General features: G+C 67.5%; 12 protein-coding genes. 5 read left to right on the plus strand and 7 right to left on the minus strand.

Going from position 1 to position 15,637, the window contains the following annotated elements:
* Positions 1-50: 50 nt before the first annotated feature.
* From rsmG to OG622_RS24940, 4 genes are all read left to right on the plus strand, one after another.
* Positions 51-767, plus strand: coding sequence for a 16S rRNA (guanine(527)-N(7))-methyltransferase RsmG (rsmG, locus tag OG622_RS24925; protein WP_371578849.1), 717 nt, complete (start codon positions 51-53; stop codon positions 765-767).
* A gap of 288 nt (positions 768-1,055) precedes the next feature.
* On the plus strand, positions 1,056-2,129 hold the full coding sequence (locus OG622_RS24930) for a ParA family protein (RefSeq protein ID WP_371584205.1): 1,074 nt from the start codon (positions 1,056-1,058) through the stop codon (positions 2,127-2,129).
* Positions 2,126-3,223 carry a ParB/RepB/Spo0J family partition protein gene (locus OG622_RS24935; RefSeq protein WP_371578850.1) on the plus strand — a complete coding sequence of 366 codons (1,098 nt, stop codon included), beginning with the start codon at positions 2,126-2,128 and terminating at the stop codon, positions 3,221-3,223. The genes OG622_RS24930 and OG622_RS24935 overlap by 4 nt, the downstream gene beginning before the upstream one ends.
* A 324-nt stretch (positions 3,224-3,547) precedes the next feature.
* Positions 3,548-4,165 (plus strand): N-acetyltransferase family protein, encoded by a 618-nt coding sequence (locus OG622_RS24940; protein WP_371578851.1) that lies wholly within the window; start codon positions 3,548-3,550, stop codon positions 4,163-4,165.
* A 52-nt stretch (positions 4,166-4,217) separates the two neighbouring features.
* Here OG622_RS24940 and trxA read toward each other — a convergent pair whose 3' ends face one another.
* The 7 genes from trxA to OG622_RS24975 form a co-directional block, all read right to left on the minus strand.
* Positions 4,218-4,550 carry a thioredoxin gene (gene trxA / locus OG622_RS24945; protein ID WP_371578852.1) on the minus strand — a complete coding sequence of 111 codons (333 nt, stop codon included), beginning with the start codon at positions 4,548-4,550 and terminating at the stop codon, positions 4,218-4,220.
* A gap of 42 nt (positions 4,551-4,592) precedes the next feature.
* Positions 4,593-5,564, minus strand: a complete 972-nt coding sequence (gene trxB / locus OG622_RS24950; RefSeq protein ID WP_371578853.1) for a thioredoxin-disulfide reductase — start codon at positions 5,562-5,564, stop codon at positions 4,593-4,595.
* A gap of 172 nt (positions 5,565-5,736) precedes the next feature.
* The gene (locus tag OG622_RS24955) at positions 5,737-6,639 is read right to left on the minus strand and encodes an anti-sigma factor (protein WP_371578854.1); all 903 of its coding nucleotides are present in this window, start codon (positions 6,637-6,639) and stop codon (positions 5,737-5,739) included.
* Positions 6,636-7,349: an RNA polymerase sigma factor SigM gene (gene sigM / locus OG622_RS24960; protein ID WP_371578855.1), complete on the minus strand. Its 714-nt coding sequence runs from the start codon at positions 7,347-7,349 to the stop codon at positions 6,636-6,638. The genes OG622_RS24955 and sigM overlap by 4 nt, the downstream gene beginning before the upstream one ends.
* Before the next feature lie 22 nt (positions 7,350-7,371).
* On the minus strand, positions 7,372-9,099 hold the full coding sequence (locus tag OG622_RS24965; protein ID WP_371578856.1) for a protein kinase family protein: 1,728 nt from the start codon (positions 9,097-9,099) through the stop codon (positions 7,372-7,374).
* A gap of 118 nt (positions 9,100-9,217) precedes the next feature.
* A complete protein-coding gene (gene murJ / locus OG622_RS24970; protein ID WP_371578858.1) occupies positions 9,218-11,437 on the minus strand; it encodes a murein biosynthesis integral membrane protein MurJ in 2,220 nt (739 codons plus the stop codon).
* A 47-nt stretch (positions 11,438-11,484) separates the two neighbouring features.
* The gene (locus tag OG622_RS24975) at positions 11,485-13,902 is read right to left on the minus strand and encodes a DUF6049 family protein (RefSeq protein WP_371578859.1); all 2,418 of its coding nucleotides are present in this window, start codon (positions 13,900-13,902) and stop codon (positions 11,485-11,487) included.
* Positions 13,903-14,136: 234 nt separating this feature from the next.
* On the opposite strand from OG622_RS24975, the gene OG622_RS24980 reads away from it, so the two are divergent.
* Complete coding sequence (locus tag OG622_RS24980; protein ID WP_371578860.1) at positions 14,137-15,585, plus strand: CCA tRNA nucleotidyltransferase; 1,449 nt, start codon at positions 14,137-14,139, stop codon at positions 15,583-15,585.
* Positions 15,586-15,637 lie beyond the last annotated feature (52 nt).

The raw sequence follows: 15,637 nt of genomic DNA on the forward strand, positions 1-15,637 counted from the left end.
TTCTGGAGTCAGCGCCAAGTGCGCTCTTGCGGTACGGAAGGACGGTTCCCGTGACGGAGTCAGCGGAGCTCCCCCCTGCGCCCGAGCAGGCGCGCGACGTATTCGGTGATCGCTACGCGGACGCGGTTCGGTACGCCGAGCTCCTGGCTGAGGCGGGAGTGCAGCGCGGGCTCATCGGCCCGCGGGAGGTGCCCCGCCTGTGGGAGCGGCACCTGCTGAACTGCGCGGTGCTCTCAGAGGTCGTGCCTGAGGGGGTGACGGTGTGCGATGTCGGCTCCGGTGCCGGACTGCCCGGTATTCCACTGGCTCTCGTCCGGGAGGATCTGAAGATCACGCTGCTGGAGCCTCTGCTGCGGCGGACGAACTTCCTGACCGAGGTCGTCGAGCTTCTGGGCCTTGACCATGTGACCGTCGTCCGCGGCCGAGCCGAAGAGGTCCTCGGGACGTTGCAGCCGGTCCATGTGGTCACGGCTCGGGCCGTGGCCCCGCTGGACCGACTGGCCGCGTGGGGCATTCCTCTGCTGCGTCCGTACGGAGAGATGCTGGCGCTCAAGGGCGACACCGCGGAGGAGGAGCTGAAGAGTGCTGCCTCGGCCCTGAACAAGCTCGGCGCGGTGGCGACCTCCGTCCTCCATGTTGGTGAGGGCGTGGTCGATCCCCTGTCCACAGTGGTCCGTGTGGAGGTCGGGGAGAGCCCTGGTGGTGTGCGCTTCGCGGCGAAGCGGGCCAAGGCGGCCAGGACAGGGCGAGTACGTCGACGCCGCTAGGCATCGCTCCGGACGTTCGCTGATCCGTCCTGACGACGAGCCGTACTCCACACAAGCTTCCAAACCTACTCATCTCGGAGTGTCGCGCGAGCTTGGCTTGTATCGCTAGGCATCGTGTTTCACGTGAAACGTCGCTCATTGCTGCACGGCATCATCAGCCGTGGCCGCGCCGCGGCCGAACCGCGCGACCGGAAGCCTCTCGGGTCACTCGGAGAGGTAACGGAGTTTTCCACAAAGGTGGAATTCTCCACAGAACACCAGGCCTCACTGGTTCACGACCCCGAAGACATGGGAGGCTCTGTTCATTGCGAGCCTGAAGTCGAGGAGAGTGAATCCTTGCGGTCCGACGCCAACATCGCGGGACCGATGACCGATCCGGTCCCCGGTCCCCGTACCGAGTCGATGGGGGAGGATGTTTCACGTGAAACACCGCCCCCGATGGACGACACTCCCATCGGTCGTGCTGCCCAACTGGCGGTAGAGGCTCTGGGCCGCGCCGGCGAAGGCCTGCCTCGGCCCGAGCGGACCAGAGTCATGGTGGTCGCCAACCAGAAGGGCGGCGTCGGCAAGACCACGACGACAGTCAACCTCGCCGCTTCGTTGGCTCTGCACGGCGCCCGTGTCCTGGTGATCGATCTCGACCCCCAGGGCAACGCATCCACCGCGCTGGGGATCGACCATCACGCCGACGTGCCGTCCATCTACGACGTGCTGATCGACAGCAAGCCGCTGGCAGAAGTCGTCCAGCCCGTTCCTGATGTAGAGGGTCTCTTCTGCGCACCGGCCACGATCGATCTCGCCGGTGCGGAGATCGAGCTGGTGTCCCTGGTGGCACGAGAGAGCCGACTGCAGCGAGCGATTCAGGCATACGAGCAGCCCCTGGACTACATCCTCATCGACTGCCCGCCTTCGCTCGGCCTGCTGACGGTGAACGCCATGGTCGCCGGCCAGGAAGTCCTCATTCCCATCCAGTGCGAGTACTACGCGCTGGAGGGCCTTGGCCAGTTGCTCCGCAACGTCGACCTGGTACGGGGGCACCTCAACCCCGTCCTCCATGTGTCGACCATCCTGCTCACCATGTACGACGGCCGAACGCGCCTGGCGTCCCAGGTCGCCGACGAGGTGCGCACCCACTTCGGCGAGGAGGTGCTGCGGACGAGCATTCCTCGTTCCGTCCGTATCTCCGAGGCGCCGAGCTATGGGCAGACGGTGCTGACCTACGATCCAGGATCGAGCGGTGCCCTCTCCTATCTGGAGGCGGCACGAGAAGTCGCGCTGAGGGGCGTGGGTGTGGGGTACGACCCCATGCACGCCCATATCGGTGCTCAGAACAATCCGAGCATGGTGGAGGGGATCCAGTGAGTGATCGACGGAGGGGGTTGGGCCGTGGTCTCGCCGCACTGATCCCAGCGGCCGCAACAGGAGAGCAGGAAACTCCAGCAGCGGGAGTACCCGCATCCACACCATCGGCAGCGCCATCTGTCTTCATCCCCGAGCGTGGGCTGGCCGCCTCGAAGGTGGCCACCCTCCCGCCTGTTTCACGTGAAACAGCCGAGCTGTCGCCGAACGGTGCGGCGGAACTGCCCGCCGCACCCATCGGCGCCTACTTCGCCGAGCTGCCTCTCGACTCCATCACCCCGAACCCGCGCCAGCCGCGCAGAGAGTTCGACGAGGACCTTCTCCAAGAACTGGTCACCTCCATCAAGGAGGTAGGCCTCCTCCAGCCCATCGTCGTTCGGCAGGTGGGCCCGGCCCGCTACGAACTCATCATGGGTGAGCGGCGCTGGCGAGCCTGCCATGAAGCCGACCTGGAAGCGATCCCGGCGATCGTGCGGGCCACAGACGACGAGAAGCTTCTGCTGGACGCACTGCTGGAGAATCTGCACCGGGCCCAGCTGAACCCGCTGGAAGAGGCGTTCGCGTATGACCAGCTGCTCAAGGACTTCAACTGCACGCACGACCAGCTGGCAGACCGTATCGGCCGCTCCCGCCCGCAGGTATCCAACACGCTGCGTCTGCTGAAGCTCTCGGTGGCGGTCCAGCGCCGTGTGGCTGCCGGCGTTCTCTCGGCCGGGCATGCTCGGGCGCTGCTCTCCGTCGAGGACTCGGAGGAGCAGGACAAGCTGGCTCACCGGATCGTGGCCGAAGGGCTTTCGGTCCGAGCCGTTGAAGAGATCGTCACCCTCATGGGATCGCATCCGAACACCTCTGTGCGGTCCAAGGGCCCACGCGCCGGCTCCGTGCGGTCCCCGGCGTTGGGCGAGCTCGCGACCCGTCTTTCGGATCGCTTCGAGACGCGGGTGAAGATCGATCTGGGCCAGAAGAAGGGCAAGATCACTGTGGAGTTCGCGTCCACGGAGGACCTTGAGCGGATTCTGAGCACGCTCGCTCCGGGCGAGAAGCTCGCTCTCCAGAAGAGCCTCCTGGACGACGACTCGGAGGACACGGAGGCCTGAGGCTTCGTATGGAAGGGCGGCCTTCGGCTCGTCGACCGTCTGAGCGGGCTGTATCCGATGTATACCGGACACAGCCCGCTCTTTGCTTTGAGGCGGTATCTAGGAAATCGCATCGTCGATACGATGCGTTCGGGTATGGCGCATCGACCTGGCGGGTCTTCTTTGGAGAGGCGGGGCCATGCGAACCGTGAGCCGTTCCGGACTGGTGACCGCAGGCCTGGGACTGGGGGCGGTCGGCGGATTCGTCGGCAGTCTCCTCAGGGAGCGGAGCGCTCTGACAGCCGCTCGCCACGCAGCGGGCGAAGGAAGCGAGGAACAGCCTTCATGGGGCGTCGGCTCGTACCGCTTACGCTGGACAACCTTCAGGACCTTCCCAAGCGCTGTCGGTCGTGTGTCTTCTGGGAGTTGGACCCAGTCAGTGGTGAGGCCGCGGTAAAGGGAGGCACCCCCGCCCTGGAGAAGGAGGCGTGGATCTCCGCCGTCCTGCTGGACTGGGGGTCCTGCGGCAGGGTCGCCTACGTGGATGAGGTACCGGTGGGCTTCGTGCTGTACGCGCCTCCGGCCTATGTGCCCCGCGCCATCGCGTTCCCCACGAGTCCGGTGTCTCCCGACGCGGTTCAGTTGATGACCGCCTTCATCAGACAGGGCTATCAGGGACAAGGGCTCGGCCGTGTGATGGTCCAGACCGTTGCCAAGGATCTGCTGCGGCGAGGCTTCAAGGCGATCGAGGCTTTCGGGGACGCCCGTTGGAAGGAACCGGCGTGTGTTCTCCCCGCCGACCACCTGACAGCGGTGGGCTTCAAGACGGTTCGCCCCCACCCGACTTATCCCCGGCTGCGGTTGGAGCTGCGGACGACGCTCTCCTGGAAGGAGGACGTCGAGCTGGCGTTGGATCGGCTTCTGGGAGTCGTGCAGAAGGAGCCGTCTTTGCGCCCGCTCTGAAGCGAAGGGGCCAACCCGTTCGGGTTGGCCCCTTCGTGTTTCACGTGAAACATCACTCGGCGATGAAGTCCTCGAGGTCACGCACGATCGCTGCCTTGGGCTTGGCGCCGACGATGGTCTTGGCGACCTCGCCATCCTGGTAGACATTCAGCGTCGGGATGGACATGACGCCGTACTTCGCAGCCGTGGCCGGGTTCTCGTCAATGTTGAGCTTGACGATCTCGATCTTGTCGCCGTACTCCTGGGCGATGGCTTCGAGGGACGGCGCGATCTGGCGGCACGGGCCGCACCACGAGGCCCAGAAGTCGACCAGGACGGGCTTGTCGTTCTTCAGGACGTCCTGCTCGAAGGAATCATCGGTCACGTTCTTCAGGGTGCCGGCCACAGCGGGCTCCTATCTAATTTGATGCGGTGGGGCGGACGGGGGTCAGACGGTGGTCTTCTCGGGCTCGGCAGCCTGTTCGCCGTCCGCGAGGGCGGCGAGGTAGCGCTCGGAGTCGAGGGCGGCAGAGCAGCCGGTACCTGCCGCGGTGATCGCCTGGCGGTACGTGTGGTCGACGACGTCACCAGCGCCGAAGACACCGGTCAGGTTCGTCCGGGTCGACGGGGCGAGCACCTTCAAATAACCCTCGTCGTCCAAGTCGAGCTGACCCTTGAAGAGTTCCGTGCGCGGGTCGTGACCGATCGCGATGAACAGACCCGTCGCCGGCAGTTCGGATGTCTCGCCCGTCTTGAGGTTGCGCAGCTTCAGTCCGGTGAGCTTCTGGTCGCCCTGGATCTCGGCGACCTCGCTGTCCCACACGAAGGAGATCTTCGGGTCGGCGAACGCGCGCTCCTGCATCGCCTTGGAGGCACGCAGCGTGTCCCGGCGGTGGACGATGGTCACGGACTTGGCGAACCGCGAGAGGAAGGTGGCTTCCTCCATCGCCGTGTCCCCGCCGCCGATCACGGCGATGTCCTGGTCCTTGAAGAAGAACCCGTCACAGGTGGCGCACCAGGAGACACCGCGGCCGGAGAGAGCGTCTTCGTTGGGCAGGCCGAGCTTGCGGTGCTGGGAGCCCGTGGTGACGATGACGGCCTTGGCGCGGTGCACCGTGCCGGCCGTGTCCGTGACGGTCTTGATCTCGCCGCTCAGGTCGACGGTGACGATGTCGTCCGGGATGAGCTCGGCACCGAAGCGTTCGGCCTGGGCCCGCATGTTGTCCATGAGGTCGGGGCCCATGATGCCGTCCCGGAAGCCGGGGAAGTTCTCCACCTCGGTGGTGTTCATCAGCGCGCCGCCTGCGGTGACGGCGCCCTCGAACACCAGTGGCTTCAGCGACGCGCGCGCGGTGTAGAGCGCCGCCGTGTAGCCGGCGGGCCCGGAGCCGATGATGATCACGTTACGGACGTCGGTCACGGCTTGATTCCTCGTCTCTGGAAACTGCTGCGTACTGCCGGTGGGAGCTGCTCTCAGAACTCTCACCCCACCCAACGGATCCTAAGGGGCGCGCATTCCCGGTGTGTCCGGGCACACGGAGACAGGGCACCGCACAGGGATGACAGGGAGGGCGCTACGCGCGAGACAGTGCTCAGGGGCGAGCGTAGGAGTGCTTCACGAAAACGTCGCCGGCCGGTTCCGAAGCCTGATCCAAGCAGGAGGCGTCGACGACGTAGGCAGTGACGCGTGAGTCGTCGGAGGGGTCGGGCAGCACCACGAGATACGCGTCAGCTCCCCGATAGGTACCGGGCTCGGAAGCGATCGCGCCCGTGACATCGCCGATGCCTTTCGCGATGCAGACGGGTACATCGGCCTTGAAGACCGTGTTCCTGCTCTTGTCCGGGGACGCCGCAGTCCCGAAGGAATCCTTTTCGGGCGAGTTCTGCTCGGCATCGCCCAGGAGGGCTTTGACCCGCTTCTCCAGTTTGACGCCGGAGAAGGCTTCGGAGGCCGTTGTCGGAGCCTTGCTCGTAGGACCGTCACCCTCACCGATCGACTGGACGAGGACTGCGCCGAAGCCCAGGGCTGCGATGGCGAAGGCGGCACCGATGACCGTCGTACGACGGTTGGGGCGCCTCCTGCTCATGCGGCCCGGGCCGGTGGACGCGCGTGGATGGCCGGCAGGGCGATCCGCCACCGGCGATGTTTCACGTGAAACATGCGCGGCTTCCTCGCTCCCCGCGGTGCGGGAGACTCCGGCAGTGGCACGGTCTCCGACGGTCTCGCGCTCGGGTGCGGTGGCGTTCAGAAGGGCCTCGGCTGCCAGGGCGGCATCGATCCGTCCCGCCACATCGTCAGGCATGCGGGGAGGGCCCGGCAGGGTGCCGAGCAGACCGCGGATCTCCTCGAGTGAGGCGTAGACATCGGCGCAGAGAGGGCATTCGTCCAGATGCTGTCGGACACCCGTGGTGCGGGACGCAGGGAGCAGACCTTCGCTGAGGTCGGAGATCTCCGCGACTTCCGGGTGCCCGGCCGTGCCGGTCGTGGATGTCACGCTCGCCCACCTCCGCCCTTCACAGCAGCTGAATCGCTTGGCCCTGCATCATGTGGTCCCGCTGCGGGTGGGACGGATGTCCCCTGCGCCCGGTTCCTTCCATGCCCCGACTTTTTGCCGCCGCCGCCCTCACCATCCGTACGGAGATGAGTCAGGAGCGGCAGAAGTCTGGCTCTGCCACGGGCACACCTGCTCTTCACCGTGCCGGTCGGCACGTCGAGGATTCGCGCGGCCTCAGCCACCGGGTAGCCCTGCATGTCCACCAGGACGAGCGCCGCCCGCTGATCCTGCGGCAGGGTGCCCAGGGCCTCCAGCAGCTGCCGGTGCAGATCGTTGCGCTCGGCCGGAGCGGAAGCCGACTCGTGCGGCTCCAGGAGCTGCTCAAGGCGCTCGGTGTCGTCGACGGGCGACGTTTTACGGGAGGCCGTCTTGCGGGCACGATCCAGGCAGGCGTTCACCGTGATGCGGTGCAGCCAGGTCGTGACGGCCGCCTGGCCACGGAAGGTGTGGGCGGCCCGATAGGCGGACACCAGCGCGTCCTGGACGGCGTCGGCGGCCTCCTCACGGTCTCCCAGAGTCCGCAGCGCCACCGCCCACAGCCGGTCGCGGTGCCGCCGGACGAGTTCACCGAAGGCGTCGGGGTCGCCCTCGACATGTCGGGCCAGGAGATCCTGATCGCTCGCTTCGCTGTGATCAGCGCCGTGCGCCATTGCCCCCTCCCTCGGTGAACTCTCAGCCCGTGAACTTCACATCGGTGATCGCCTGCTTGTAGCCGGGGTTGCTGTACTGGTCGCCGGCCGCCTTGGGCACATCTGTGAGCCAGACGAGAACGTACCGGGTCTTCACCGCCTTCTTCGCGGAGATCTTCAGTTTCGTCCCGGTCGTCTTGTTGGTGGCGATCTTCGTCATGGTGCTGAGCGGAGCGGACGACGAGAGGGAATCGGCCGCGTAGAGCGAGGCGGTCGTGTGGTCGCCGGAGTAGTACAGCCCTATCGAGGCAGCCGACACCTCCTGCGCCGAGCCGAGGTCGTAGACGATGCCGACGCCCTGCTTGAACGGAGCCAGCGTCGGGCCGCCGGTGTAGGAGTAGGTCCGCCAGTACGTCGACGTGTCGTTGTCGTACGTCAGATCCGCGTCGTTCGCGTGCTGTGGCTTGCCGTCCGGGTAGTACTCTGCGGCGCCCTTGATGCTGAGCGCCGTGATGGGCTTGGCCTTGCCGGTGCCCTTGTCGTTGCCGTCCGTCGTCTGGCCGGTGTCCTGCTCGCTGGACTGGTCCCCACGGCGCATGAGCGCGTCGGCCAACTGCCAGCTGCCGAGACCGAGGGCGGCGATCAGTAGTGCCGAGACGGCCCACTTGAGGGCTTTGCCAGTCCGGCTCTGCAGCGGGGGCGGCGGTGTCTGCATCGGCTGGGTGACGCCGGGGTGCGGTGCCTGGCGGCCGTACGACCCCTGTTGGTACGTCGTGCGCTGGTAGTCGGGTGGCGCGGTGAACGCGGGCTCCGGCGGGCGGATGCGAGGCATCTCACCGACAGCCTTCACCAGTTCCTCCGGCGTCGTGCACGGAGACTCGTGGCGGGAAGCGGTGGCACCGTCGTTGACGAGCGCGCGCATGGAGAGCTCCGACAGCCCTCGGTGGACGCCCGCACGGACCTGGTCGGGCGCGATGAGCCCGACGCCCTTGGGGAGCCCGGAGAGGCCGTGCGCGTCGTTCTCGTACGGCCAGCGCTGGGTGAGCGCCGCGTACAACAGCGCGCCGATCGCCTCTGTGTCCGTCCGCTGTGGGGTGTCCGAGCCGATGCCGCGCAGCGCGGCGTTCACCGCTAGACCGCGGATGCGCCACTGCCCGGAGGCGGAACGCAGCACAGCGCTCGGGTTGAGCCGCAGATGCGAGAGGCCCTCGCGGTGCGCGGCGGCCATGGCGTGGGAGACCTGCGTGACCATCTGGTAGGCGTCATGCGGTTCCAGTGGACCGGCGGCCAGCAGCGCCGTCAGCTCCGTGGCGTCCGGCAGCCATTCGTGCACGACGTACACGAGGTCGTTCTCCTCGACGGCGTCCAGCACCTGGACGAAGCGGGGATCCCCCAGCAGCGCCGAGGAGCGGGCCGCCGCCAGCACCGAACGACCACGCGCGTGGTCGGCGGGCAGCACATGTACCCCGACCGCGCGACGCAGTTTCTCGTCCACGGCACGCCAACTGCTGAAACCGTCCAGACGGGTGACGCACTCTTCGAGGCGGTATCGCCTGGCGAGTTTGTGGCCGCTGTGCAGTTCGGGCGGTGTCGTCTTCGAAGGGCTCTCGGTACCGCCGCTCCCCTGTGCCTCTTCGCTCGCCGAGCTTTCCGTGTCCCGCTCCCGGTTCTGGGCCTCCCCGTCGGCCGTGGACTGGTCCGCTTGTGCGGTCAGCGGCTCGTCGCCGCTGTTGTCTGCCACGTCGACGGCAGCCGTGCTCCGTTCCGCCACCGTCGTTCCTGCCTCCCCATCCGTTGAGCGCTCCAAGACGCCAAAGCCAATTGTGCCCACAGTCCGCCGCTATGAGCGACACGCGGCGGCGGACGATGGTTGTGCGCGTACCCCAGCCTCAGCGCCCCAGCCGTCCGCGGACCATGCCAACCATCGAGTTGAGCTCTTCGATGCGCATGCGTCGCGCGGCGACGTAGAAGACACCGAGCAGAACGATTCCTCCCCCGACGAGTGCGAGCATCGAGCCGCCCACGCCCTGCCCCAGGGACCGGCTGATGCCGTAGCAGGCGGCGCCACTGAGCAGCGCCGCGGGCAGCGAGGCGATGGACAGCCGCGCGTACGTCCGCATGACCTTGGATCCGTCCAGGTCCCCGCCCAGCCGCTTCTTGAGCCGACGCCAGGCGATGCCGACACCGAACATGTACGCCAGACCGTACGACGCCGCCATGCCGACCACGGCCCAGCGGGCCGGGATCACGAAGAAGCAGACCGCGGAGGCGCTCGCGTTGACGGCGGCCACGATGACCGTGTTGTAGAACGGCGTCCGGGTGTCCTCATACGCGTAGAAGGCGCGGAGGACGACGTACTGCACGGAGTACGGGATCAGGCCGAGCCCGAAGGCCATCAGCATGAAGCCCATGTTCGTGGCCGCGCCGGTGCCGGATGAACCGAAGATCAGCGTGCACATCGGGATGCCGAGTGCGACGAAGCCGAAGGCGATCGGCACGATGGCGACCGCCGTGGTGCGCAGGCCCTGTGAGATGTCGTCACGAACGGCGCCCGTGTCGTCCTCGGCGGCCGAGCGCGAGATGCGCGGCAGGAGGGCGGCCATGAGCGAGACGGTGATGATGGCCTGCGGCAGGCCCCAGATGAGCTGGGCGTTGGCGTAGGCGCTGAAACCTGTGCCGGCGATCTTCGTCTCCGTGACCGCCGCAGTCGCCAACTGGGTGACGACGAGGGCGCCCGCCTGGTTGGCGAGCACGAACAGGATCGTCCACTTGGCCAGCATCGCGGCCTTGCCGAGACCGTGACCCTTCCAGTCGAAGCGCAGCCGCATCCGGAACCCGGTCTCCCGCAGGTACGGGATCATCGCCAGGGACTGGACCACGAGACCCAGGAGAATGCCGATACCGAGTAGCCGCTCGCCCTCCGGCGGGATGTTCTTGACCGACATGTGGGAGTTGGCCGCGCTGCCGTAGACCCAGAGGAACGCGCCGAGGGTGACGATGATGACGATGTTGTTGAGGACCGGCGTCCACATCATCGCGCCGAAGCGGCCGCGGGCGTTGAGGATCTGCCCCATCACCACGTGGATGCCCATGAAGAAGATCGAGGGCAGGAAGTAGCGGGTGAAAGTGACAGCGACGTCGTTGGCCGCGGCGTCGGTGGCGAGGGGCGTCGACAGCGCGCGGACGAGTAGTGGTGCGGCGAACATCGCGAGCGCGGTGAGGAGGCCCAGGATCACCATGACCAGAGTCAGCAGCCTGTTGGCGTATGCCTCTCCGCCGTCGTCGTCGTCCTTCATGGCACGGACGAGCTGCGGCACGAAGACGGAGTTGAGACCACCGCCGACGGTCAGGATGTAGATCATCGTCGGCAACTGGTAGGCGACCTGGAAGGACTCACCGAGGAGGGCGAGGCCCAGCGCCGAGACGATCATCGCCGAGCGGATGAAGCCGGTGAGGCGCGACACCATGGTGCCCGCTGCCATCACGGCGCTCGACTTCAGCAGGCCGGAGGCCCGCCCGCCCTTCTTCGCCGGGGGCGTGGGCGCCGGAGCGGGTGCGGGCTCCTGGTACGCCGGGCGGCCCGGACCGGGCGACGGGGCAGGGGCCGGCCCGGGAACGGAGGGCTGCCCCGTGGGGGCGTGGCCGCCTTGCTGCTGGTCGCGGAAGAGATGGGCGAACGCGTCCGGCTCGTGGCGCTCCTCGCCGGCCTGGGTCACCAGGTCGTCCACGCCGACGAACTGGGTCGTACGTGCGTCGTCGCCGTACGGCAGGTGCCGGGTCGGCCCTTCGGGCTCGGGCGCCGGCGTCTGGGCCCACACATGCGGGTCGGGCGCGTACTGAGGCGCCGACGGCTGTGCGTAGAGCGGCTGCTGCGGCTGGTAGGTGCCCGGAGCGGGCGGCGGGTGCGCGGCACGGTCGTAGAGCGCCTCGGCCACCGGATCCTGTGCGGCGAGATCGCGCGCGCGGTAGGGGTCTTGGTCGTAGGCGTCCTGGAGGTACATGTCCGCGGGATGCTGCGGCGGCACCTGGCCCGGCCCGGACAGTGGGCCGTCGGGATACCCCGAATCGGCCGCGTCCTGGCCGCGGTCACCGTCGTACGGCGCGTTCATGGTTACCCCACCTCATCGTCCCCGGGCCAACCGGCCACGACAGTCGCTCAACGGTCCACTCTCTCACCCGTGCCGGAGGGGTCGGCGCTTTCCGGAGCGGTGTCCGGTGCCGGGTCACTCGGGTGCTCCGGCTCATCTGACCCGGACTTCGCCGGGGACTGCTCTTCGGCAGTGTGTACGGCTGAGGCCGCTTCGGCGTTCGCGTCCTCGTCCGTCGGGACGCTTTCCGACGGGTCGTCGTCAGCCGGGGCTCCCTCCGCCGACTGCCGGGCGGCGGCGCGCTTGCGCTGCGTGTACATCCGGAATCCGGCGAGGACGAGGAGCAGGACGCCACCGGCAATGACCAGCATGACCGTGGGCGTGATCTCGGTGACGTTCACCGTGAATCTGACCTCGTCACCATACTTCTCGCCGTCAGCCGTGTAGAGCTGGGCAACGACATCGACCTTGCCGTTGGCCTCGGCGTTGGTGGTGAACTTCACCGACTCGCGGCGTTCGCCGGAGATGTCGATACCCTGCTCGTCGAAGTCACCGAAGTCACCGTCACCGATCTTCAGGCGCTTCGGGGCCTTCGACGTGAGGCGCAGCGTCAGGTTGTCGACACCCTGCACGAGGTTGTTCTGCACGGTCACGGGGATCGTCGCGCTACGGCCCGAGAGCTTTGTCTCGGACTTCTCGATCAGCCGGACCTGGCCGGTGAGCGAGTTGAGGTAGGACTGCACGTCGTTGCGATAGACGGCCGCGTCCATGGAGCGGCCCCGCCAGGAGGTGGACATCTCCCGGTCCATGGTCCTGCCGAACGGCGTGACCACGCGGGACCGGTCGGTGAGGATCACCTTGAAGCGGTCGAGATCGGCCTGCGTGGCGTGGATCTCCCCGAACGCCGACTTCGACAGCGCCTGCTTCCGTAGCGACTTGGGGTAGGCCGAAGCCGACGGGATCCTGGTGGTGGCGCTCGGGTCGGGTTTCGTGGCGGCGGCCTCGGACAGTTCCTGGGGTTGCGACCAGTTTCCCCCCTGGAGCGCCGTCAGGGCCTGCGCCATCGTCTGCGCCTGGCTCGCCGACGGCATGCGCTGCGGGGCGATCACGACGCTGCGCTGCTTGTTGTTCTGGAGGTCCGTCACCAGGCTCTGGGCGAGGAACCTCTGCACCGCCAGCGTGGAGCTCTCGGCCTTCGTCATGTCGCCCTGGAACGCCTTCGACAGCCGGGCGTCCGCGACCACGGCCGTGGTGCCGCCGCCGACGGGCCGGGCCGCGTTGGGCGTGTAGGACAGGCTGCTGCCCTCCTGCAGGCTGTCGCTGCGGGCGATCACCTTGTCGGCGCCCGCGGAGATGGCGACCTTGACGATCGACGGGTCGACGGCGCCGTTGACGGGCCAGGCGAAGTCCGTGTCCGGTACCACCCGGAGGATGTTCTGGACGGTGTCCGACGCCACATCGGTGGCGCCCTTCAGCCGGCTGAGGGAGCCCGTGATCGTCTTGCCGTTGTGGGCCAACGAAGCGAGGTCGGGGTCGGCGAAGGGGAGGGCGATCACCTCCTCGCCCTGGACCGCCGTCTCCAATTCCGCCAGCCACTCCTTGGCTACGGCCTGGTTCTCGCCCGCGACGGTGGTGCCCCCGCTCCGGACCCGGTAGCTCTCCGTCATCGCGACGACCGATGCCAGAAGATCCGGATCGATCACCCAGGTGATGTCCAGATCCTTGCCCAGCGTCAGCATCTGTTCCAGGCGTCCGCCGGCCGAGATCTCCTTGGCCAGGTCGTCGTTCAGGAAGACAGGTGTCTGCTGCTCGCCGGGACCGGTCTCGGCCGTCAGATGGGTGGTGGAGATCAGCGGCCAGAGGTACGTCGTCTTCGTCTTGGCGCCCGCCTCGTCGGGCTGCCACGGCAGAAACGTGCGCTGGATGCCGAGGACCTGGTCGTACTGAGCGGCGGCGGTCCTCCCCGAGAGGGAGACACCCAGCTGATACACGCCGTCCGAGCCGAGATCCAGCTCCTTGACAGGCACCGAGATGGTGAAGGGATGGGCCACACCGGAGGCCAGCGCGGAGAACTTCTCCACGTACTTCCCGCCGACCTCCGCCCCGTCGGTGAACTGGTCGAAGCCGCTGCGTTTGGCCGCGTCGTCGACGGCCGAGCGGCCCGTCACGGCCCCCGAGGCCACGCGCAGGCCCACGTGGGCGTCCGTGACCGTTTGCCTGCCCTTGTTCGTCACCGTGCCGGAGACAGTGACCGTGTCGCCGTCGGTGGGCACACTGGGGCTGAGAGAGTCCAGGGAGACCTCGACGGTGTTCGACCCCGTGGCCTCGGCCAGGGATGCATTCGGCGACGCCTCTGCGGACGGGACCGCGGGCAGCTGAACCAGACCGGCCAGCAGGGGCGCCCCGGCGAACAGCGCTCCGGTGCGCAGCAGCCACCGGCGGGCAGGTGAGGGACTCGTCCCCTGGAAGTCTGCCGCCTCGGCCACGCGCTCGCCCGTCCCTCGTCGTGTCAGTGGTCGTCGGAATGTGCGTCCACGCATGGTAACGATGCGCGCCGAGGGGAAGTGCCGCGGTCCGCTCCACAAGATCGGGGGCGAGGCCGGACTGTCCCCTTATGTGCACGTATCAATGAGGTCGGCGAGGGGGTCCCCCTGCGCTAAGCCTTGTGCCCGTTCAATGGAGGCGACCGCTGCCACCGGCGCCACGTACCCTTTTCTGTTGTGCCGAACGCCAACGAAGACATCAGTGCCCTGAGCCAGGTGCAGCGCCGCGCGGTGAGTGAACTGCTGCGGGTGTCGCCGGTCGCCGACGACCTCGCCCGCCGATTCCAGAAGGCCGGGTTCTCGCTCGCCCTGGTCGGCGGTTCGGTCAGGGACGCGCTGCTCGGCCGGCTCGGTAACGATCTGGACTTCACGACGGACGCCCGCCCCGAGGACGTGCTGAAGATCGTGCGCCCCTGGGCCGATGCCGTCTGGGAGGTCGGGATCGCCTTCGGCACGGTGGGGGCGCAGAAGGACGGCTACCAGATCGAGGTCACGACCTACCGCTCCGAGGCGTACGACCGGACCTCACGCAAGCCCGAGGTGTCGTACGGCGACTCGATCGAGGAAGATCTCGTACGCCGCGACTTCACCGTGAACGCGATGGCGGTGGCCCTCCCCGAGAAGGAGTTCATCGACCCCCATGGCGGGCTCGAAGACCTCTCGGCACGCATTCTGCGTACGCCCGGCACCCCTGAGGACTCCTTCTCCGACGATCCGCTGCGCATGATGCGGGCCGCGCGTTTCGCCGCTCAGCTGGACTTCGAGGTGGCCCCCGAGGTCGTCTCGGCGATGACTGACATGGCCGGCCGTCTTGAGATTGTCTCGGCGGAGCGGGTACGGGACGAGTTGAACAAACTGATCCTGTCCGCCCACCCCCGAGAGGGCCTGAGCCTGCTGGTCGACACCGGGCTCGCCGAGCACGTCCTGCCCGAGCTGCCGGCGTTGCGGCTGGAACGAGACGAGCACCATCGGCACAAGGACGTCTACGACCACACACTGATCGTCCTGGAGCAGGCGATCGCGCTTGAGGACGGCGGACCGGACCTCACCCTGCGACTTGCCGCTTTGCTGCACGACATTGGCAAGCCCCGCACTCGTCGGTTCGAGAAGGACGGCAGGGTCTCCTTCCACCACCACGAGGTGGTGGGCGCCAAGATGACCAAGAAGCGCATGGCTGCCCTCAAGTACTCCAACGAACTCGTCAAGGATGTCTCGCGCCTGGTCGAACTGCACCTGCGCTTCCACGGGTACGGCATGGGTGAGTGGACGGACTCCGCCGTCCGCCGCTACGTGCGCGACGCCGGCCCACTCCTTGCGCGGCTGCACAAGCTGACCCGCTCCGACTGCACGACACGGAACAAGCGCAAGGCGAACGCTCTGTCTCGCGCGTACGACGGTCTGGAGGAGCGCATCGCCCAGCTCCAGGAGCAGGAGGAACTGGACGCCATCCGCCCGGACCTCGACGGCAACCAGATCATGGAGATCCTGGGCGTCGCACCCGGGCCGGCGATCGGGCAGGCGTACAAGTTCCTGCTGGAGCTGCGATTGGAGAACGGGCCGATGGAACACGATGAGGCGGTGACAGCACTCAAGGAGTGGTGGGCCCAGACGTCGCAGGTTTCGTGACGACAGATCCTCCGCCGACTGCGGAGGATGACAGCGCGGTGCGATGTTTCAC

This window comes from Streptomyces sp. NBC_01314 (genome assembly GCF_041435215.1).
Taxonomy (GTDB): Bacteria; Actinomycetota; Actinomycetes; order Streptomycetales; family Streptomycetaceae; genus Streptomyces.